A 20,979-nucleotide genomic window follows, 5' to 3' on the forward strand; every position below is an offset into this window, starting at 1 on the left:
GGGCCAAGTCCGGCGTGCCCGGACACAGACACCAGCTCATCGACCGCGCCGCCGAGCGCACACGACAGGCCCGCCACCGTGCGGGCCTTCGCCATGTCCAGGGGGGTGACCGCCATGGGCAAGGCTCGACCGGTCACCGACGAAGACCGCCAGCGCGTCCGCGAACTCCACGCCGACGGCAAGGGCCGCAACGAAATCGCGAAGATCCTCGGACGCTCCGGCCGCACCATCAGCGACATCGCGTCCAAGCTCGAACCGCCGATCACGTTCGACCGGGCCGCCGAGGTGCGCACCGCCACCGAGGTCCGCCAGGCCGACCTCGCCGCTCGCCGCGCAGCCTTCGCCATCAAGCTCCAGGACATCGCCGAGCGCGAGGTCGCCAAGATCAACGAGCCGCACACTTACTGGGACTGGGGCGGCAAAGAGCACGACTTCGACACGCACACCGCGCCCGAGCCCACCCCCGCCGACAAGCGCGCGTACATGGGCCTGGTCGCCACCGCCGTGGACCGGTCGCTGAAGCTCGCCCCGCCCAAGGAGGAGGGCGGCTCCGACCAGGTCGGCTCGCTGCTCACGAACCTCTTCGACCAGCTCCGGGCCCGCCATGGAGATCACTAGCCCGCGGCTGTCCGACAAACAGGAACGCTCGATCGCCCACTCCACGGCCTGGCTCAACGTCTGGGAAGGGTCGGTCCGGTCGGGCAAGACCGTCGCCAGCCTGCTGCGCTGGCTGATGTATGTCGTGACAGCCCCGCAAGGCGGGCAGCTGGTCGTCGTCGGCAAGACCTACGACACCGTCGCCCGCAACGTCTTCGGCCCTCTCCAGGACCCGTCGCTCGTCGGCCCCGAGATCGCCAAGCTGATCACCTACACCCGCGGTTCCAGCGTCGCCTGGATCCTCGGCCGGCAGATCGAGGTCATCACCGCCAACGACGCCAAGGCCGAGGCGCGCCTGCGCGGCCTCACCGGCGCCGGCGCATACGTCGATGAGCTGACGCTGCTCCCGAAGGAGTTCTTCAAGCGGCTCGTCGACCGCATGTCCGTGTCCGGCGCGTTGATCTTCGCCACGACGAACCCGGACAATCCGGGCCACTGGGCGAAGAAGGAGTGGCTGAACCGGGCCGACGAGCTCGGCATCCGCACCTGGCACTTCGTCATGGACGACAACCCAGCCCTGTCCGAGGACTACAAGGCGCGGATGAAGCGGAACTTCACCGGCCTCTGGTACCGCCGCTACATCTTGGGCCACTGGGTGCAGTCCGAGGGCGCGATCTACGAGCAGTTCGACGTCAAGAAGCACGTCGTCTCGACGCTCCCCAGGATCGACCGGTGGCTGTGCGACGCGATCGACTACGGCACCGTCAACCCGTACGCCGACGTCCTGATCGGCCTCGGTGCAGACCGGAAGCTGTACGTCGTCTCCGAGTACCGGTACGACTCCCGCCGTGAGCGGAAGCAGATGACCGACGCGGAGTACTCCCGGGCCCGCCGGCAGTGGCTCGCCAAGGTGAAGCAGCCCACCACCAACGTGGTTGGCGTCGCCCCGGAATGGACGGTCGTCGACCCGTCCGCCGCGTCGTACATCGAGCAGCTGCACCGCGACCAGGTCCCGGGCGTCACCCAGGCCGACAACGCCGTCCTGGACGGCATCCGGACCGTGAGCAGCCTCCTGTCCACGGAGGACCTGTTCATCCACGAGTCCGCCGAGGGCCTGATCGACGAAATCCCCGGCTACTCCTGGGACGACGAAGCAGCGGAACGCGGCGAAGACAAGCCGATCAAGGAGAACGACCACAGCTGTGACGCCCTGCGGTACGGGCTGCGCACGACGGAGTCGCTGTGGCGGCCCTACCTACCGACCCGACTGGAGGTGGCCGCGTGATGGCCCGACTCGGCCCGGTCCCGGGCTTCCCCCGCTGGACCGGCGTGACAGCCACGCTCGGCTACCCGACCCAGCACCGCGTCACCCACCACGCCGACGGCCGCACGTCCATCGAGGTCCCGGTACGCGTACGACTCACGCGCCGCGCCCGCTGGTGGGCGCGCTGGCGCATGCTCACAGGGAGGTGGCCACACGATGTCGCTGCCCACGGGTAACGTCCCCTGGCCCCCGTCAGACCTCCGTCCCGCCCTCGAAGCGATGCGGACCTGGGACACCTGGTGGAGCGGCGACCCGGACCGCCTCGAAGACCTCTACGGCGGAGGCAACGGCGGCTTCGGTATCAGCCCGAAGCCTGCCCAGTTCTCGAACGGCGTCGTCGGGAAGATCGCCCGTTGGTGGTGGGGCACCCCCACCGCCCCCGGCGAACGCCGCACCAAGCTCCACGTACCGATCGCCGGCGACATCTGCGGCGGCTCCGCGGACCTGCTCTTCTCCGAGCCGCCGAAGCTCACGGTCGAGGGCGACCCCACTCAGAAGCGCCTCGACATGCTCACCGACGATGGCATGCTCGCCACCCTCCAGACTGCTGCCGAAGTGGGCGCCGCCCTGGGCGGGATCTACCTGCGGCCGGTGTACGACAAGAAGGTGGCCGACCGCCCTTGGCTCCACGCCACGCACGCCGACCGCGCCGTTCCCGAGTTCACCTGGAACCGGCTCAGCGCCGTCACCTTCTGGCGCGTCGTCCACGAGGAGGACGGGCAGGTCTGGCGGCACCTGGAGCGCCACGAACCCGAGCGCATCCTGCACGGCCTCTACCAGGGCACGAAGGGTAAGCTCGGCCGGCCGGTGCCCCTGGAGGACCACCCGGCAACCGCCGGATACGCCGCCACGGTGAACGAGGAGGGAGCACTCGCCACCGGCTACAAGGGACTCGACGTCTCGTACATCCCGAACCAGAACAGCCGCCGCTGGCGCTGCAACGCAGACCTTGCCGACCTCGGCCGCTCCGACCTGGACGGCATCGAGCCGCTCATGGACAGCCTCGACGAGACCTACGCCAGCTGGATGCGGGACATCCGCCTCGGCAAGGGCCGCATCATCGTCCCGGACTCCTACCTCCAGTCCCACGGGCCGGGCCGCGGCGCCTCGTGGAACCCGGACCAAGAGGCCTTCGCCGGCATCAACGCTCTTGCCAGACCAGGCGATGGCGCGGCCCTGACCGTCGCCCAGTTCCAGATCCGCGTGCAGGAGCACCGCGAGACTGCTGAAGACCTGGTCAACCAGATCCTCCGGTCCGCCGGCTACAGCGGGCAGACCTTCGGATTGGGGGGCGACGCCGCGGTGACCGCGACGGAGGTCAAGTCCCGCGAGCGGCGGAGCATGACGACACGCGGTCGGAAGATCCTCCGCTGGAGGGCCGGACTCGCGGACGCGGTCCACGCACTCCTCGCAGTTGACCAGGAGGTGTTCCGCTCCGGGGTCACCGCGCAGCCGCCGACGATCGAGTTCGAGGACTCGGTCCAGGAGGACCCGCTGTCCCTGGCGAACACCGCCGACGTACTCCGGCGGGCACAGGCCGCGTCCACGGACACGCTGGTGCGGATGGCGCACCCAGAGTGGAACGACACCCAAGTCCGAGCCGAGGTAGATCGCATTCAGCAGGAACAGGGGATGCAGATGCCGGACCCGATGCAGACCGGCGACCTGCCGTAGGGGGTGCCCCGTGCCGGTCTCGCCTGATCTCGCCGAGGACCTGGCGGCCGCCGTCGCCGACCTCTACGAGGCGGCCGAGGGCGTCCTCCTGGAGAAGCTCCGCAAGGCCCTCGCGGCGGGCATCGACAGCCCGGCCTGGGTGGTGCAGAAGCTCGCCTCGGTCGGCAACCTCCAGGCCGCGATCGAGGAGGTCCTGGCCGCGCTCCAGCTGGACGCGTCCGGAGCCATCCACGAAGCGCTGTCGGAGGCGTACGAGCGGGGCCAGCAAGCTGCCGTCGCTGAGCTGGGGGCGCTCGGCGTCGGCCAGACGGCGGCCGCCGCAGCGGTCCTCCCGACGGCTCCGGTCGTAGACCGCCTGGCGGCCGCCGTCATCAACGACACCGGCCCGGTCTACCTGCGGATCCTGCGCACCACGATGGACACCTACCGCGAGGTCATCGGGCGCGCGGCCGCAGCGCCCGCCCTTGGGGCACAGACCCGCCGACAGGCCGCTCAGTCCGCCCTGGACGCCTTCGCAGACCGCGGCGTGAAGGGGTTCATCGACTCGCGGGGCCGTTCCTGGGAGCTGCGCTCGTACGTCGAGATGGCGATGCGCAGTGCTGTGGGGCGGGCTGCGGTTGAGGCGCACTCGGACCGGCTCGGCGCAGCCGGGGTAGACCTAGTGATCGTGTCTCAGGCCCCGGAGGAATGCCCGTTGTGCCGTCCGTGGGAGCGGAAGATCCTCACGCGGGACGGGCGGGCGGGCGCGCGGGACATCGAGCTGGAGCACGCTGCGGAGGACGGCGAGATGGTCACGGTGCCCGTGGCCGGATCGCTGGACGAGGCGCGGGCTGCCGGCCTGCTACACCCGAACTGCCGTCACAGCGTGAGCGCGTACCTGCCTGGGGTTTCCCGGGTACCGAAGGCCCAGCCGTCACGCGGCACCTATGAGGACAGCCAGAAGCAGCGGTACCTGGAGCGCCAGGTCCGACGGTGGAAGCGGCGCGAGCAGACCGCTATGGACGAGCAGCAGGCGAAGGTCGCCCGGGCGCGGGCGCGTGCTTACCAGGCACGCGTGCGTGAGCTGATCGCAGCAACGGGGCTGCCGCGTAAGTCACACCGCGAGCAGCTCACGACAGCGCGCTGATTACCGGCGCGCGCCCAAGGGGGAGCGGACAACGGTAGGGGCGCCCTTCACCTCGGTGGGTGCGTTCGAGTTGATGAGCGCGTAGGCCTCGGCGAGGTGTCGTGCGTTCTCGCCGTGGCCAGCCTCCGCAGCGCGGGAGATGGCGTCGAGCAGGGCGGTACGGACCTGGTCTGCAAGCTGGGACTCGCTTCGGTTTTCAGTCATGGGCAAACCGTAAGGGCACCTGCGCGAGTTGTTCCCCCTGTTCTCCCTTTGCCCAGGTCAGGGCACAGTCTTCCGCCCGCCAGGAGCGGGCCGGATCGCAGTACAGCCTCGGCGGGACCGGGGCCCACCTCTACGCGCACCGGGAGTGCACGACATGCAGAAGCGAACCCTTCCCCGGCTGGCAGGCTCCGGCTGGGCACACCCCTACGCCACCGGCCCTTTCGACCCGTGGCTGTACGCCGACGGCGGGGACGGAGACGACTCCGGATCCGGCAGCGACGACAGCGATGAGACCGAAGACGGCGACGCCAGCGACCAGGACGACGACGCTGCCAGCGACGACGACCAGGACGACGCCGACGACGCGGACGACGGCAAGGACGACGACACCAATCCGAAGCCCAAGCCGCCCGCGAAGAAGGCCGCCACCGGCGCCTCGTCCCGCAGGGACAAGGAGCTGGAGAAGGCCCGCGACCAGGCCGCGAAGGCTCGCGTCGGGGCCAAGGAGGCAGCCGACAAGGCCAAGAAGGAGCTGGTCCATGAGATCGGCAAGGCGCTCGGCCTGGTCGAAGACGAGAAGGACGAGGCACCGGACCCGGCGAAGCTCCAGACGGAAATCGAGCGGCGCACCGCCGCCCACCGGGAGACCGCCGTCGAGCTGGCCGTGTACCGGGGGGCGTCGAAGTACGGCGCCGACCCGGACGCGCTCACCGACTCGCGAGGGTTCCTGAACTCGATCAAGGGCCTCGACCCCGAGGACGAGGGATTCGCGAAGGCCGTCAGCGCCGCCATCAAGAAGGCGGTCGACGACAACCCCAAGCTCAAGGCCGCGGCGCCGCCGCCGGACCGCACGAGCAGCGACTTCAACGGCGGGGCCGGGGGCTCCTCCGAACCGGAAGACATCGACGAGATCCGCGCCGCGCGCCGCAAGCGCCGAGCCGGATAGGAGGTAACACCCCATGGCCAACACCTTCCTGACCGCGCAGGTCATCGCGCGACAGGCCCTCGCCAACCTGTATGAGACCACCGTCGCGGCGAGCCTCGTGCACCGCGACTACGAGGCGGAGTTCAACCGCAAGCAGGGTGACGCGATCACCATCCGCAAGCCCGCCATGTTCACGGCGAACGAGTACAACCGCGCCGCGGGCATCACGGTGCAGGAGGCGCAGGAGACCAGCGTCAACATGACGCTGAACCACTTCGCCGACGTCTCCTTCGCGGTCACGTCCGAGGACATGACCCTGAAGATCCAGGACTTCGACGAGCAGCTCCTCACCCCGGCCATGGAGGCCATCGCCCAGAAGATCGACCGCGACATCCTCGCCCTGCGCGATGACATCGTGCAGGAAGTCGGCGACGCCACCCCGAACGCCGCAGGCGAGGACTACGCCGGCTACAACGGCGACTACCCCTGGTCGGACTCCCGCGTCCTCATCCAGGCGGGCAACGTCCTCGACCTGAAGAACGTCCCGGCGGCGCAGCGCTCGGTCATCGCCGGCCCGACCACGAAGGCCCGCTGGGTGGCGGAGAAGACGTGGCGGCAGGCCGACAAGCGCGGCAGCACCGAAGGCCTGCTGGAGGCGTCCATGGGCGCCCGCGTCAGCGGCTTCGACCCGTACTGGACGCAGAACATCGGCCAGCCCGCCGGATCGCCCGCCTCCGGGCAGCCGACCACCGAGGTCAACGTCGCGTTCCACCGGACCGCGTTCGCTCTCGCGTTCCGCCCGCTGGAGCTCCCGCAGGGTGCCCTCGACGCAGCGATCATGAACTACAAGGGGTTCGCGCTGCGCATCATCCGCGACTACGACATCGACAAGAAGCAGATGGTCGTGTCGATCGACTGCCTGTACGGCACGAAGACCCTCGACGCCAACCGGGCCGTCCTCATCAAGGGCGCCGACGCGGCCTGATCCCCGCGCCCGCCCCGCGCGGGCGGGCTCCCCTCCCTTCAGGAAGGACAGCCCCATGGGCTACAAGGTCCACAGCGTGGACGGGCGCGCCGGCGAGGTCGACACCTCCACCGCGCGCACCTACAGCAAGGAAGTCCGCGTCGCCTCCGGCACCGCGGGCACCTACCAGCTCTTCAAGGTTCCGGCTGCGGCGAACGTCATCGCCGTGCGCGCGTACCGCACCGGTGGTACCGGCGGCACGGTGCAGGTGAAGAAGGGCGCCTCCGACGTCCTCGCATCGCCGATGGCCACCAGCACCGACGCGTGGGCGGGGAACACCACCGTGCAGAACGCGTCCTGCGCGGCCGGAGACAACATCTCGGTGGTCCTCGCCTCCCCGGCCGGATCGCCGACCGAGATCCTCGTGCAGGTCGACCTCAGGACGGCGGTGCCCGCGTCATGACCACGTACTTCAACCAGCGGACCGGAGACCGGGTGGAGATGGACGGCCGCTCGGCCCGTCTGGACTCCCTCGACAACTGGAAAATCCTCGGCGAGGGCGAGGAGGGGGAAATCGTCAGCGATGGTGTCCTGTCCCGGCCTACGCTCACCGCGCCCGGGGTGCATGACCCGTCGGCGGACGTGCCGAAGACCAACGAGGAACTCCGCGAGGAGAATCCCTCGCTGGAGGGCCCGGGCGTCGGCCAGGAGCTGACCCTCGTGGAGGACGACGAGTCGGCCCCGGTACTCAAGCCGCCCGCGAAGAACGCGTCGCTGACGAAGTGGCAGGACTACGCGCGCCAGGTCGAGGACGACCCGGAGCGGCAGTCCGACATCGAGGGCATGACGCGGGAGCAGCTCGTCGAGCGGTACGGGGGCGGTAGCTGATGCCGCTCTCCGGAACGCTGCTCGCCGTCAGCGCCTTCGCGGAGCTGACGACGGCACTGGACCTGGGCACCGCCAGGGCCCCGCATAGCCTCAGCCGGAAGCTGTCGCTCGGCTCGGGCACCGGCGCAGGCAAGGCCGACCGCGTCTTCTCCGACCGGCGCACGCTGGCCGCCTCGGCTACCGAGGACCTCGACCTGGCGGGCTCACTCGTCGACGCGTTCGGCGCGACGATCACGTTCGCGCGGATCAAGGGGATCATCGTCGCGGCCGCCGACGCGAACACGAACAACGTAGTGCTCGGCAACGCCACCTCGAACGGCTGGGCCACGCTGCTCAGCGCGACCGGCACCGTGACCCTGCGCCCGGGCGCGTTCGTCGCGGCCGGAACCGGGGTGGCGGACGCCACCGGGTACGCGGTCACGGCCGGCACCGGTGACCTGCTGAAGGTCGCCAACTCGGGCGCCGGCACGAGCGTCACCTACGACATCCACATCATCGGCGTCTCTGCGTAGCCGATCCGCACCGCGACGAGGGAGGCCCGGGCGGCGGGCCTCCCTCGCGCGCTCACACCGAGGAGGAGCGCCGTGGCCGATGTGGTCGCCAACATCGCCAAGGGCCGGATCCTGCACTACGCCGGACTCTCGGCCGCCAGCGACGGGCTCGTGGCCATCCCGCTGGAAGCGGCCGGGCTGCCGTCCGATGACGTGCTCCAGGACTACGACACCGTGGCCGACCTGCTTGCGGGGCCGGCCAACGAGCAGACGGTGATGGGCCGGGTGGCGCTGACCGGGGTGGTGGTGTCGGTCAACGACACCGCGAACTCGGCCAGCTTCGACGCGAACGACATGAGCTGGCTGCTCGCCACCGGCGCGCCGACGGGCAAGCTCGTCATCGCCTACGACCCGGACACCACCGCGGGCACGGACGCGGCGCTGATCCCGCTGACCTACCACGACTTCGCGGTCATCCCGGACGGCACGGACATCGTCGCCCGCGTCCACACCGACGGCATCAGCGTCGACTCCAACGCCTGACCGGGGAGGCCACGGTGCCGCTGCTGGAGACCCTCGAAGACTCCTTCACCGGGGCCCTGGACCTCACGAAGTGGCCCCACTCTTATGGGGACCCGGCGGCCGTCGGCGGCCGCGGCCGGATCCCCTGCACCGTGGGTGGCTTCGCCGGGCTCCGCTCTGCGACGAACTACACCCTGGCGGGCTCGCACTTCCTGCTGCGGGCCTACCCGCCGGCGGCGAACGGGGCGACCGTCACGGCGGCCCTGTCGATCCTGGTGCTCACCAGCACCGGTGGCACCGACGCCGGGTTCATCATCGACACCGCCCAGGGCGCCATGGGCCTCTACCTCCGAGAGGGCTACGCCGACGCTGGCGCCCTCTTCCCCCCGTACGATTCCACCGCGCACGCCTGGCTTAGGCTGCGGGAGACCGGCGGGACGCTGCTCTGGGAGGCCTCTCCCGACAGCAACCACTGGACCGTGCTCCGCGGCGCCCCCACTCCGGCCTGGGCGGCGGACACGAACCTGTCGCTGCTGCTGGAGTCGACCCGCACGGACGGCTCCAACAACTTCGCCGAGATCGACAACGTCAACCTCCCCACGAGCCTGGTCCTGCTCGGCGCCGCCCGAACGGCGGCCGCAGCTCGGGCGATCAGTGGGCAGAAGAGCGTCCCGCTCGGCACCGCCCGCTCGGCGAGCTCGGCCCTGCCCCTGAGTTGCGCGCACATCGTCCAGCTCGGCGCCGCACACACGCGCACCCGCGCGGGCAGCATCGCGCGCCTGCTCCGCCCTGCACGCGCCCTCACGCCCGGCACCACCAGGCCCGCGCTCACGCCGTCCACAACCGCGCCGCAGCTGGCCGCGACCTCGACGACAGGAGGCTGACCATGCCCGACGTGGGAGACACCGTCACCGCGTCCCTGACCGTCGACCCGTACGACGCCACCACGGCCGCAACTCTCACCGTCACCGCGCCGAACGGAACCGTCTCATCGCCCGCCACGGGCACCGCCGACAACGGCAAAACCTGGACCGCGCCCCTCACCTACACCGCAGCCGGCCTCTGGCGGCTGTCCTGGACAGTGACGGGCACCGGCGCGAGCGTGCAGCACGAGGTGGTGCCCGTCGCCCCGGCGCCTCCGACGATGGCTGACGTCCGGTCGTACGCGACCACGACCCAACTGGCGAACATCCTGCACAAGGCGCCGCCGCTGGACGCCGTGGAGCTGCTGGAGCGCGCGACGGACCTCCTGGACAGCGACTTCCTGAAGGCCGCCGTGTACGACGTCGACGACGCCGGCATGCCGACCGACCCTGTGGTCCGGGCCGCCTTCGCTGAGGCTGTGTGTAGGCAGGTGGAGTTCTGGGGCGAGGTCGGGGTGGAAACCGACGTCTCCGGCCCGCTGGAAGGCGTCAGCATCGGCAGCGTGCAGCTGCAATTCGGTGCCAGCGAGAACCGCTCCGGCCCGGACTACTACGCGCCTGGGCTGATCCGGGCGCTCGAGAACATCCCTGCGGACAAGCTCCGCTGGGGGATCTCCACGGGCGGCTTCGCATGGTGACGCGCATCCCCCGCCGCTACTTCATCCACGAGATCACGGTGGAGCCGTACGGCGGCGAGTCCAGCACCGGCACCCTGTACGGCCCGCCGGTCGCGGTTCGGTGCTTCTTCGACGAGCAGACCCGAGCGGTGCGTTCCCCCGGCGGCGAGCAAGTCACGTCCACGTCGACCGTCTACGCCGACCTCGCCACCGAGGCGCCGGCCCTCTCCCGGGTGACGCTCCCCGACGGCCGGACCACGACGGTCATTCAGGCCAAGCGGCGCGACGGCCGAGGCCTCGGCACCCCCAACCACCTGGAAATCCAGCTCGAATGAGGTGACGTCGTGCCGCAGAACTTCCGCCTGAGATACGACGGTGCTGCGGCAGCCAGGGAGCTACGCGCTGCCGCTGGCCGAGGACTCTTCCTCGGTACGGAGCACGTCCTCAGCGTGAGCACCGACCGGGTGCCGCTGGACGAAGGCTTCCTCCAGTCGACAGGGACCGCCTCGGTCGACGAGCCGTCCCTCACCGGAATGGTCAGCTTCGACGGGCCATACGCCGTGCGCCAGCACGAAGAGCTGGAGTGGCGGCACGCGCCAGGCCGGACCGCCAAGTACCTGGAGAACAGCCTCAACGAGGAACGCAACGTCGTCTTCGCGCTGGTAGCCGCTGAGCTGAGGCGGGCCCTGCGGTGAGCGCCGAGACACACGACGTCGACCTGCTCCAGGGCGTCGCCGACCTCCTGGCCGCCGCCGAGGTCGGCGTCTACGACCCATCTGGCCCACTGCCCGTCGGCGCCACGGGCATCGTCCTCGGTCGCATGCCGGACAGCCCGGACCGAGCGATCGCCCTGAACCCCTACCCCGTGGCCGACGACGACTCCACCAACTCGGTCACCGGCATCCAAGCGCGCATGCGAGCGGGCACGAACGTGCTCGACCTGGTCCAGCTCGCGGAGGACGTCTTCACCGTCCTGCACAACCGCGACACCTGGCAGGCCCGCGGTGTGCGGGTGGAGATCTCCTGGCGCAACTCCCAGGCCTGGATCGGCCAGGACACCCGCGGCCGCATGGAACTGGTCGCGAACTACTACTTCCGGACCGTGCGGTCCGGGCCCCACCTGAACGACTAGGAGGACCGCATGTCGACCCCCACGGAAGAGACTGAGCTCGCACGCGAGTGGCGGCTTGAGATCAACATGGGCACGGACGAGACGCCGGACTGGCAGCTCTGCCCCGGCGTCCGCGAGTTCCAGCCCGCATCCGAGCCGAACATCGAGGACAGCAGCGACTACGACTCCGAGGGCTGGAACGGGAACGAGAAGACCGCCCAGAGCTGGGAGCTGTCGGTCACCATCCGCCGCAAGGCGAACAAGGCTGTGAAGGTCTACCACCCGGTCCACGAGAAGATCCGACTCGCGCACTTCGAGTACGGCGACGCCAACAAGATCCGCCTGCGGTACATGAACCGCGACGGTCTCCCGGAGGCGTACCAGGGCAAGGCCATTCCGAACTGGCAGCCCGCCGGCGGCGAGCACACCGCGCTCGGCGAGGTCGAGATCACCTTCACGGGCGACGGTCCGCTCACCCCGATCACGAACCCGCTGGCGCCCTGATGGCTGGCTGCAACCCCTTCGAGGCGCTCGACGACTTCCTCGAGGAAGGTCTCGACCTGCCGGTGCGCGGCAAGGACGGCGAGGTCCGCACGTACCACATCGCCGACCCGTCCGCCGAGGCTGGCGTCAAGATCGAACGGATCACGTCATACGCCGCGCGGCTGGCCGCAGGAGGAACCAGGCCAGGAGCCAAGGTCCTCGACGACGACGAAGAGATCGACCTCTACAAGCTGTGCCTCGGTGACGCCTACGGCCGGCTAATGGCCGAGGTCTCGTGGTCGATGTTCAAGCACGTCAGCCTCACGACGATGTTCTGGGTCACCACCGATCGCGACACCGCCCTGGAGTACTGGCGCACCCGGCAGCACCCGGGAAAAGCGCCGAGGAACAGGGCGGAACGACGGCAGGGGAGGCCCGATACCTCGGAGTCGGCCGGGGCGAGTATGACCCGGTCACCGGCCTCTACGAGTGGTACGAGGGCGGGCTCCCGACGCCGAAGCGGGCGCGGTCGGGGGCGCTCAGGAACCTGACCTGGGAGCGGCTGCTGGAGCAGTGGCCGCTGATCGAGGCAGATCTCCACGACACCTACGGCATTGACGTCGAGGACGGCATCCTCCGCCGACGGACCTGGCGGTGGCTCCAGGTCCGCATCTTCGGCCTGCTGTCGGCCGAGACCCGCCTGTACAGGCACTTCGCGCCACCTCCCGAGGACTCCCACATTCGCAAGCCCCGAAGGAGGTGAGCCCTCATGGCGCTGACCGTCGGCGAGCTCAACGCCGTTCTCTCCGTCGACGACCGCGGCGTCATGCCTGCCCTGCGCAGGGCCGCGAGCGCCCTGCGCAGCGCGGGGCAGCGGATGGGCGACGAGGCCGGGGAGGCCGGCGAGCGAGCCGGTGAGGAACTCGGCGATGGCATGGTCCGTGGCGCGGACGGCCGGCTACGCAACCGCCGCGGTCAGTTCGTGGCCGCGGGCCGCAACGCCGGTGAAGCCGTTGGGGAAGGGCTGGCCGAGGGCGCTGACGAGGGCGCCGAAGCGGCGGTCGATCAGGCCGCCGGGCGCTTCGACCGGCTGAAGATGCTCGCGGCCGGCGCTGGCGTTGCTGCGGGCGCCGCGCTGATGGTCGGCATGCAGGAGGCCATGAGCCAGGGGCAGATCACTGGCGTCCTCGGCGCCCAGCTCGGGGCGACTCCTGCCCAGGCGCAGCGGTACGGAGCGATCGCGGGCCAGCTGTTCAAGAAGGCGATCGTCGCGGACTTCCAGGAGGGCGCCGACACGATCAAGGCGGTCATGAACGCCGGTCTGATGCCGCCGGACGCGACCAACGCTCAGATCCTGTCGATGTCCACGCGGATCGCTGACCTGGCGAAGGTCCTCGGGATGGATGTCGGCGAGGCCGCCAACGCGGCCGGTGTCATGGTCCGCAACGGCCTCGCGAAGAACACCAAAGAGGCCATCGACATGCTCATCCAGGCGTCCAACCAGGGCGCCAACCGGTTCGGTGACCTCGGCGAGACCATCACTCGGTCGGCGAACAACCTGACCCACTTCGGCCTGACCGGCAAGCAGGCCCTCGGAGTGATGGTGCAGGGCATCGAGGCGGGAGCCCCCTCAGCAGAGCTACTGTCCGGCGCGCTGGAGGAGATGGCCGCCAACGCGGCGGATGGCGCTGAGACGTTCGACGAACTGGGTCTCAACGGCAAGAAGATGGCGGCGGACTTCGCCGAGGGCGGTCCGGCCGCAGGTAAGGCGCTGGACACGCTGATGGACCGGCTCCGGACGATGAAGGACGACGGGGCCCGTTCCAAGGCGATGATCGAGCTGTTCGGCGAGGAAGCGCTGACCATGCAGGACGCCCTCCTACAGGTCGATCCCTCGTCGGCGACCAAGGCGCTCGGCGACTTCAGCGGCGCAGCGGGCAAGGCCGGTAACACGCTGCGTGACAACGCCGGGCAGCGGCTCACCGAGTTCAAGAACTCGCTCCAGCAAAACCTGGTCGAGTTTCTCGGCGGCCAGGTCATTCCACGACTGTCGGGCTTCTTCGCCTTCATGGGCGACAACAAGGGCCTCGTCCTGGGGCTGGCTGGGGCGGTCATCGCTCTGGGTGCTGCGTTCGCGATCGCCTCCATCGGCGTGTGGGCGATGAACTCGGCGATGCTGGCGAATCCGATGTTCTGGATCATCGCGGGGATCGTGGTCGGGCTCGCGGGCCTGGTCATGCTGGTCGTCACGTACTGGGACGACATCGTCGCCGCGACGACCACGGCATGGAACTGGGTCGTCGCGAAGGTCGTCGGCGCGAAGAATCTGATCCTCGCCGCGATCGCCTATCTGGGCACGATCCCCGGCAAGGTCAGCACGTGGTTCGGCCAGATGAAGGACTGGGCGATCAAGAAGCTGCTCGCCCTGGTCGCCTGGATCACGGGGCTGCCAGGCCGGGTGTCGTCCGCAGTCTCCAGCATGGCGTCGAAGCTGGCCGAAAGGGCATCGAGCGCCTGGCAGGCCTTCCAGGTTGCCACCGCGAGGAAGGTCGTCGCGTTCATCAGCTACGTCCGGCAACTGCCGGGCAAGATCGTGGCTGGGATCGGCTCGATGAACCGGCTGCTCGTCTCCAAGGGTGTCGCAGTCGTGCAGGGCCTGTGGTCCGGCATCCAGTCGATGGGCGGCTGGATCAGGTCCAAGCTCCTCTCGTGGGCGCGAGCGATGGTCCCGGGTCCGATCGCCAAGGCGCTGGGCATCGCGAGCCCCTCCAAGGTCACGAAAGCGCAGGGCCGTTGGATCGCCCGCGGCCTCATCGACGGCCTGACCGGCTCGTCGAAGCAGGTCAAGGCCGCCTCTACGAAGCTCGCGGACATCGTCCGCGACGGCCTCAACCCGGGCAAGCGGCGGTCCAAAGGCCTCAAGATCATCTCGTCTGGCACCAAGCAGCTGTTGAAGCTGGCCGGCCAGGAGGAGAAGCTGGCCACGCGGATGAAGGCCGCAACCAAGCGGATCGCCGACCAGATCAAGGCCCGCGACAAGTTGGCCGCAGACGTGAAGAAGGGCGTGCTGGAGGGCGCTGACGTCACTAAGCAGGACACCGGCGGCTGGCCGCAGACCGCCGAGACGATCCTGGCCGGGCTGAAGCTGGACCGGGCGGCCGCCGAGACGTTCGCGAAAAACTTGGCGACGCTGCGGAAGAAGGGCGTCTCCGCGGACCTGATCGCGCAGATCGCCCAGGCCGGGGTGGAGCAGGGCTCTTCGGCCGCCGCGGCTCTGGCCAACGCCAACTCCTCGCAGATCAAGCAGATCAACCAGGAGCAGAAGCTCCTCGTGTCGGCCGCGGGCTCTGCAGGGTCGGCCGCGGGCAACGCGATGTACGGGGCCGGTATCGCCGCCGGGCAAGGCCTGGTGAAGGGCCTGAAGAATCAGCAGAAGGCGATCGAGCGGCAGATGCTGAAGATCGCCCAAGGGATGTCCAAGAGCATCCGTAAGGCGCTCGGCATCAAGAGCCCCAGCCGGGTAATGGCGCTGGTCGGCCAGTACACGGCGCAGGGCCTCATCCGGGGCGTGGAGGGCCAGCGTAACGCGGTGAACCGGTCGATGGCCTCGCTGGTGGAGACGCCTTCGCCGGGCTCGTGGGACATGGCCAGTACGCGGGCCCGCGCGGCCGCGTCGCAGAAGGCCGTGTTCGAACTGCGGTCCTCGGGCCGGGCGGAGGACGACTACCTGATTGGGCGGGTGCGTCGCGGCATCCGGAAGAAGGGCGGCGGTGACGCCTCCCTCGTGCTGACGGGACGGAGGTCCGGCTGATGGCGTTCCCCGAGGACCCGCTCGGCACTCTGGTCGAATTCCAGATCGGGGGCGTGTGGACCAATGTCACGCAGCACGCGCAGCTGCGGGACCTCATCACCCACCAGCGCGGCCGCACGGGCGAGGGGCAGGCGGTCGACCCGGCCGCCTGCTCCCTCACCCTGCGCAGCCCGGGGGGCCTCTACTCGTGGCGCAACCCGCGTTCGCCGTACTTCGGGAAGCTCGGCCCGAACACTCCGATGCGGGTCAGCGTCTACACGGGCGACCGATATCTGTGGCTGCCGGACATCGCAGGCAACGCAGCCTCGACCCCCGACACCGCCGCCCTCGACATCGTCGGCGACCTCGACATCCGCATCGACTGCGCCCTCGACCGCTGGCCCGCGACCAGCCTCCTGCGGGAGCTGTGCAGCAAGTACCTCGTCACTGGGAACCAGCGGTCCTGGGCGATCTTCACCTCGACCGCCGGGAAGGTCACCTTCCGGTGGACGACCGACGGCTCCACCATCCAGCAGCACGACTCCACCGCACCGCTCCCAGTCCTCCCCTCGGGGCGGCTCGCCCTGCGCGTCACGCTCGACGTTGACAACGGGGCCGGTGGCCACACGATCACCTACTACACCGCGCCGACCATCGCAGGGCCTTGGACTCAGCTTGGCGCCCCGGTCGTCAACTCGGGCACTACGTCGGTGTTCTCGTCGAGCGCTCCGGTCCTCGTTGGTGACACTGCCGAGCTCGGGTTCGAGCGGCCCGCCGGTCGTATCCACGCCTTCGAGCTGCGGTCCGGGATCAACGGCACGGTGGTCGCCAGCCCGGACTATTCGCTGCCTGCGGAGGGCGCTGCCACGTTCGTGGACTCGGCTGGGCGCACGTGGACACCGTCGGGCGGGGCGGAGATCACCAACCGGCAGATCCGGTTCAGCGGCGAGTACTCCGACTGGCCAGCCCGCTGGAGCGGCGGCGGGCACCTCATCCTCGTCGAGGGCGAGGGCGCTGGCATCCTCCGCCGCCTCAACCAGGGTAAGAAGCTCCTCCAGTCGACTCTGCGGCGGCGTATCCCCTCGGACTCCACGCTGATCGCCTACTGGCCGATGGAGGACGACTCGGCCGCGACCCAGGCATACAGCCCGGTGCCCGGCGTCGCCCCCATGAAGTTGACCAACTTCGACATGGCGGCTGACGACTCGCTGGGCGGCTCGTCGGCCCTGCCAGTTCTCCAGCCCGGGGGATCCCTCTCGGCGAGCGTGCCGCCGCCGGCATCGGGCACGGGCCCGTGGCACGTCGAGCTGGTGAACTACATCCCGGCCGCGCCTGTCGCCCAGGCCGTGCTGTACGAGATCGTGTGCTCCGGCACGGGTAACCGCTACCGGGTCCGCGTGCAGACCAACAACGTGCAGCTCCAGGTCCTCGACGCCGACGACAACCAGCTGCTCCTCACCAGCACCGGAGCCGGGTCCAGCCCGTCCTTCTTCGGCAACTGGAACAGGGTCAGGATCTTCGCCCGCCAGAACGGCGCCAACGTGGACGTCGACCTCGGCTGGCTGAACGCCGCGAACTCCAGCGGCGGCCACTTCCACACTGGGAGCTTCGCCGGGACGGTCGGCCGGGTCACCTCGATCCGGTCCACCTTCGGTGCCGGCCTGGACGGCACGGCGATCGGGCATGTGGGCGTCTTCCAGGCGAACAACACGGCCATCTACAACGACGCCGACAACGGTTTCGGTGGCGAGCTGGCCGCAGCGCGGCTGACCCGGCTCGCTGCGGAGGAGTCCCTGTCGCTCATCATCACGGGCGACCCCGCCGAGACGGCCGCCATGGGTGCGCAGCGCCCGGCGACCCTACTTGAGCAGCTGGAGCAGTGCGAGCAGGCCGACGGCGGGACCCTCGTCGAGGACCGCTCCCGGCTGGGGCTGCGTTACCGAACTCGTGCCTCGCAGTACAACCAGACGCCGAAGCTCATCCTGTCGTACGGGTCGAAGGGCCTGGGCGCGCTGGAGCCGGTCGACGACGACTCCAACTTGCGCAATGACGTCACGGTGGAGCGGATCGGCGGTAGCTCGGGCCGGGCGGAGCTCACCAGCGGCCGTATGTCTGTACTGGACCCGCCCGACGGGGTGGGCCGGTACGACGACAGCGTCACCATCAATCTGCACTCGGACGACCAGACCGAGCCGATGGCGCACTGGCTGATGTACCTGGGCACGGTCGACGAGGCCCGCTACCCCGTGGTCACCGTGCGCCTGCACAGGGCCCCATCGCTGATCCCAACCGTCCTCGACATGATCGAGGGCGATCTGATCCGCATCACTGACCTGCCGGACTTCCTGCCCCCGGGGCCGGTGGACCTGATCGTGCAGGGCCTGACCGAGCGGATCGGAGTACGCACCTGGGAAGTGGATTTCGTGTGCGCGCCGGGCTCGCCGTGGCGGGTCGGCGTCGTTGAGGATCCGGTGCTGGGCCGGGTCGACACCGACGGCAGCCAACTGGTCGCCGCAGTCGACGAGGACGACACCACACTGACCGTGCGGGCCGTCGACGGCATCACCTGGGTCACCGCCTTGCCGGCCCTGACCGCGAATGCGTATCTGGAGACGGACCTCACGGGGTGGTTCGGCAGCGGCGGCGTCCTCGAGCGCGTGGTCGCGCCCCTGCCGAAGCCTTTCGAGGGCGACTGGGCAATGCGGTTCGTCCCGGACGGGGTGGCCCAGTTCCCCAACGCGGGCAGCTCCACGGTGCCGGTGACGGCCGGCCAGCAGTACGTCATCTCCGGCTGGCTCCGCTGCGCCACGGCCCGGACCGTGAACCTGAACATCAACTGGTTCACCACGGGCGGCGCCTACCAGGCGACCGATGCGTCCGGCCTCGCAGTCGCCGCCAACACCTGGGCGTGGTTCGAGCTGACCGCGACAGCCCCGGTCGGAGCGCTCACCGCGAACGCCGCACCGACCGTGGCGAACTTCCCACCCTCGGCGGACGTGCTGTGGGCCCACGGCGTGACCATCCGCCCGGCCGGAGGTAAACCCGCCGAGTTCCCCTTCGACGTCCAGCTCGGCGGGGAGCACGTCACGGTCGACGCCATCGCGGACTCGGTCCGGGACGCCTTCGGCCGGACCGTGGCCGCCGGCAGTTGGGGGCAGGCGGACTCGGGCCAGGCCTGGACCGTGGCGCCGAGCGCGGACCACAGCGTCGGCGCCGGATACGGGGTGGCGGCGCAGCCCAGTACGGGCATCGCCCACCTCGCCCTGGTGCCGGCGCCGAGTGCGGACGTGGACCTGTACGCAGACGTCGCGGTATCGGCTCTGGCGACGGGGGCGTCGGTCTTCACCGGGCCCGTCGTTCGCGCGACGGACAACAACAACCTGTACCAGGCGAGGGTGGAGATCACGACCTCTGCGGGCCTCCTGCTGACCGTGCGCAAGCGGGTCGGAGGCGCGGAGACTCAACTCGCCACGTATACCAGCGCCCTGACGCACACGGCGGCGACGTTCTACCGCGTCCGCTTCCAGACGCTCGGGACCTCCCTGAAGGCGAAGATCTGGCTCGCTACCGACCGGGAGCCGGACCTGTGGCAGATCGAGGTGACCGACACCTCGCTGACGGCGGCCGCCAGCGTCGGCGTGCGCTCGTTCCGGAACACCGGCAACACCAACGCCGGGCTGGAGACGCGCTTCGACAACGTCCGCATCGCCAACCCGCAGCACTTCACGGTCCGCCGCAGCCGCAACGGCGTCGTCAAGGCACAGAGCGTGGGCACGGACGTCCGGCTCGCCACACCCATGATCATCGCTCTGTGAAGGAGGCACTGTGCCGTACGAGCCGTGGCATCCCGGCATGCGGGCGACAGCAGGACGCATGCGGTCGATCTCGCCGACCTGGCAGGACTGGATCCCGGTGTGGACCACGTCGACCGGGGCGAACACGCCCTCGTTCGGGAACGCCGTCCTGGCCTGCCGCTACGCGATCGCGGCGACCACCTGCTTCGGCACGTTCGAGGTGGTGTTCGGTTCCACCACGAACTTCGGCGGCGGCGGCTCGGGCGACAACTGGCGGTTCTCCCTGCCCGTTGCGGCAGCGTCGGCGGTCAGCGCGATCGGCTTCGCTGAGCTGAACAAGTCGACCACGAAGCGCCACCAGGCGCGGATGCGGTTGACCACGACGAGTGTGTTCGAGCTGGAGCTGGACACTGGCGCGCCGGACGGTCTGGACACGAGTGCGGACGGGGCGACAGGCGGCGGCAAGGGCCTCATCGACGCCGTCAGCCCGTGGTCGAGCGGTGTCGCGGGCACGACGTGGGCCTCCGGCTATGCCATCCGCGGCACGTTCCAGTACGAGACCGCCAGCTGACCCACGCACACCCCACAGCCCCGAGCCGCCCGGCCGGGGCATCTCATGCCCTGGAGGGCCCATGGCCTGGTACAGCAACGCCGTCCGACTGGAGTTGCAGCCGGAATCCAGAGACCAGCAGAGCATCCGCCCCACGCAGATGATCCTGCACAGCATCGTCGCCCCGTGGGACGAGAACCGCCTGTACGCCTACTGGAAGAACTCGACGTCGCTGGAGTCCCACTTCGGGCTCGACTTCGACGGCAGCCTCGGCCAGTACCTGTCCAGCACCACCCGAGCCGACGCCAACTACCAGGCCAACCGGCGCGCGGATGGATCCGGCGCCATCAGCGTCGAGACCGCCTCCAACACCAAGGCCAGCGACCCGTGGACGGACGAGCAGCTCGACGCCCTGGCCGACCTCGGCGTGTGGGGGCACCGCACCCACGGCATCCAGCTGCGGGCCTGCCGCAGCGGCGCGGACTCCGGCTATGGCATCCACCGCATGTACCCGCAGTGGTCACCGTCCGGGACCGCCTGCCCGGGCGACAAGCGTGCCCAGCAGTTCCGCGCCGAGCTGCTGCCCGAGATCGTCAAGCGCGCAGGGAAGCCCGCGGCACCGCCGGCGGGTGGCACGAAGACGCCGGTGGTCTCCCTCGCTCACATCCAGGCGGCGCAGCGTCGCGACCCGGGCCTGCCCCAGGGCGGCACCACCTACAAGGCGGAGGGCCTGGTCGTCGAGGCCGCGCTGTACCGCGAGGGCCTGCTGGCGAAGCGGTGGGTGGACGGGAGCCTCGGATCCCGCACGCGGCCGGCCGTGAGCGAGTGGCAGGAGAAGTGCGGTTACCGCGGTCGGCGGCCCGGCGAGCCCGCCGACGGCTACTTCGGCAGGGACACCCTGACGCGCCTGGGCCAGAAGCACGGCTTCCGCGTATCGGCCTGATCGTCCATCCAACCGTCACCCGCTGCGCCACCACGCGCAGCACGTCTGAATCG

At 69.9% G+C, this 20,979-nt stretch carries 23 protein-coding genes; 22 read left to right on the forward strand and 1 reads right to left on the reverse strand.

The genetic code is table 11. From position 1 onward, the window contains the following. Positions 1 to 114: 114 nt before the first annotated feature. The 5 genes from IO24_RS0120570 to IO24_RS0120590 are packed head-to-tail and all read left to right on the forward strand — an operon-like array spanning position 115 to position 4,721. Positions 115 to 618 (forward strand): helix-turn-helix domain-containing protein, encoded by a 504-nt coding sequence (locus tag IO24_RS0120570; protein ID WP_031137624.1) that lies wholly within the window; start codon positions 115 to 117, stop codon positions 616 to 618. After that, a complete protein-coding gene (locus IO24_RS0120575; protein ID WP_031137625.1) occupies positions 605 to 1,882 on the forward strand; it encodes a PBSX family phage terminase large subunit in 1,278 nt (425 codons plus the stop codon). The genes IO24_RS0120570 and IO24_RS0120575 overlap by 14 nt, the downstream gene beginning before the upstream one ends. Beyond that, entirely contained in the window at positions 1,882 to 2,097 is a 216-nt protein-coding gene (locus IO24_RS0120580) for a hypothetical protein (RefSeq protein ID WP_031137626.1), read from the forward strand. Before IO24_RS0120575 ends, IO24_RS0120580 begins: the two co-directional genes overlap by 1 nt. Beyond that, on the forward strand, positions 2,078 to 3,595 hold the full coding sequence (locus tag IO24_RS0120585) for a phage portal protein (protein WP_031137627.1): 1,518 nt from the start codon (positions 2,078 to 2,080) through the stop codon (positions 3,593 to 3,595). The genes IO24_RS0120580 and IO24_RS0120585 overlap by 20 nt, the downstream gene beginning before the upstream one ends. A 10-nt stretch (positions 3,596 to 3,605) precedes the next feature. Next, entirely contained in the window at positions 3,606 to 4,721 is a 1,116-nt protein-coding gene (locus tag IO24_RS0120590) for a phage minor capsid protein (protein WP_031137628.1), read from the forward strand. Here IO24_RS0120590 and IO24_RS0120595 read toward each other — a convergent pair whose 3' ends face one another. Continuing rightward, on the reverse strand, positions 4,722 to 4,925 hold the full coding sequence (locus IO24_RS0120595; RefSeq protein WP_031137629.1) for a hypothetical protein: 204 nt from the start codon (positions 4,923 to 4,925) through the stop codon (positions 4,722 to 4,724). Between the two features lie 154 nt (positions 4,926 to 5,079). On the opposite strand from IO24_RS0120595, the gene IO24_RS0120600 reads away from it, so the two are divergent. From IO24_RS0120600 to IO24_RS46635, 17 genes are all read left to right on the forward strand, one after another. Next, on the forward strand, positions 5,080 to 5,871 hold the full coding sequence (locus IO24_RS0120600) for a hypothetical protein (RefSeq protein WP_031137630.1): 792 nt from the start codon (positions 5,080 to 5,082) through the stop codon (positions 5,869 to 5,871). 13 nt (positions 5,872 to 5,884) lie between these two features. Next, positions 5,885 to 6,835: a major capsid protein gene (locus IO24_RS0120605; RefSeq protein WP_031137631.1), complete on the forward strand. Its 951-nt coding sequence runs from the start codon at positions 5,885 to 5,887 to the stop codon at positions 6,833 to 6,835. Positions 6,836 to 6,890: 55 nt separating this feature from the next. Next, positions 6,891 to 7,277 (forward strand): hypothetical protein, encoded by a 387-nt coding sequence (locus IO24_RS0120610; RefSeq protein ID WP_031137632.1) that lies wholly within the window; start codon positions 6,891 to 6,893, stop codon positions 7,275 to 7,277. Beyond that, positions 7,274 to 7,702: a hypothetical protein gene (locus tag IO24_RS0120615; RefSeq protein WP_031137633.1), complete on the forward strand. Its 429-nt coding sequence runs from the start codon at positions 7,274 to 7,276 to the stop codon at positions 7,700 to 7,702. Before IO24_RS0120610 ends, IO24_RS0120615 begins: the two co-directional genes overlap by 4 nt. Further along, a complete protein-coding gene (locus tag IO24_RS0120620; protein WP_031137634.1) occupies positions 7,702 to 8,214 on the forward strand; it encodes a hypothetical protein in 513 nt (170 codons plus the stop codon). The genes IO24_RS0120615 and IO24_RS0120620 overlap by 1 nt, the downstream gene beginning before the upstream one ends. 72 nt (positions 8,215 to 8,286) lie before the next feature. After that, positions 8,287 to 8,736: a hypothetical protein gene (locus IO24_RS0120625; RefSeq protein WP_031137635.1), complete on the forward strand. Its 450-nt coding sequence runs from the start codon at positions 8,287 to 8,289 to the stop codon at positions 8,734 to 8,736. 14 nt (positions 8,737 to 8,750) lie between these two features. Next, entirely contained in the window at positions 8,751 to 9,599 is an 849-nt protein-coding gene (locus IO24_RS0120630; RefSeq protein WP_031137636.1) for a hypothetical protein, read from the forward strand. Between the two features lie 2 nt (positions 9,600 to 9,601). After that, positions 9,602 to 10,276, forward strand: coding sequence for a hypothetical protein (locus IO24_RS0120635; protein WP_031137637.1), 675 nt, complete (start codon positions 9,602 to 9,604; stop codon positions 10,274 to 10,276). Then, positions 10,270 to 10,590, forward strand: coding sequence for a hypothetical protein (locus IO24_RS0120640; RefSeq protein ID WP_031137638.1), 321 nt, complete (start codon positions 10,270 to 10,272; stop codon positions 10,588 to 10,590). Before IO24_RS0120635 ends, IO24_RS0120640 begins: the two co-directional genes overlap by 7 nt. 114 nt (positions 10,591 to 10,704) lie before the next feature. Next, on the forward strand, positions 10,705 to 10,950 hold the full coding sequence (locus IO24_RS0120645) for a hypothetical protein (protein ID WP_338055558.1): 246 nt from the start codon (positions 10,705 to 10,707) through the stop codon (positions 10,948 to 10,950). Beyond that, on the forward strand, positions 10,947 to 11,387 hold the full coding sequence (locus IO24_RS0120650; protein WP_031137640.1) for a minor capsid protein: 441 nt from the start codon (positions 10,947 to 10,949) through the stop codon (positions 11,385 to 11,387). The genes IO24_RS0120645 and IO24_RS0120650 overlap by 4 nt, the downstream gene beginning before the upstream one ends. A gap of 9 nt (positions 11,388 to 11,396) precedes the next feature. Then, positions 11,397 to 11,870, forward strand: coding sequence for a phage tail tube protein (locus tag IO24_RS0120655; protein ID WP_031137641.1), 474 nt, complete (start codon positions 11,397 to 11,399; stop codon positions 11,868 to 11,870). Continuing rightward, a complete protein-coding gene (locus tag IO24_RS0120660) occupies positions 11,870 to 12,400 on the forward strand; it encodes a DUF7426 family protein (RefSeq protein ID WP_031137642.1) in 531 nt (176 codons plus the stop codon). The genes IO24_RS0120655 and IO24_RS0120660 overlap by 1 nt, the downstream gene beginning before the upstream one ends. Positions 12,401 to 12,726: 326 nt before the next feature. Next, on the forward strand, positions 12,727 to 15,660 hold the full coding sequence (locus IO24_RS0120665) for a phage tail tape measure protein (protein WP_157851280.1): 2,934 nt from the start codon (positions 12,727 to 12,729) through the stop codon (positions 15,658 to 15,660). Then, positions 15,660 to 19,454: a hypothetical protein gene (locus IO24_RS0120670; protein WP_051905962.1), complete on the forward strand. Its 3,795-nt coding sequence runs from the start codon at positions 15,660 to 15,662 to the stop codon at positions 19,452 to 19,454. The genes IO24_RS0120665 and IO24_RS0120670 overlap by 1 nt, the downstream gene beginning before the upstream one ends. 10 nt (positions 19,455 to 19,464) lie before the next feature. Further along, positions 19,465 to 20,004, forward strand: a complete 540-nt coding sequence (locus IO24_RS0120675) for a hypothetical protein (protein WP_045295997.1) — start codon at positions 19,465 to 19,467, stop codon at positions 20,002 to 20,004. A gap of 61 nt (positions 20,005 to 20,065) precedes the next feature. After that, positions 20,066 to 20,926, forward strand: a complete 861-nt coding sequence (locus IO24_RS46635) for an N-acetylmuramoyl-L-alanine amidase (protein WP_031137646.1) — start codon at positions 20,066 to 20,068, stop codon at positions 20,924 to 20,926. The last annotated feature ends 53 nt before the right edge of the window (positions 20,927 to 20,979 follow it).

It is taken from the genome of Streptomyces flavovariabilis, from assembly GCF_000725785.1.
GTDB classification, from domain to species: Bacteria; Actinomycetota; Actinomycetes; order Streptomycetales; family Streptomycetaceae; genus Streptomyces; species Streptomyces hawaiiensis.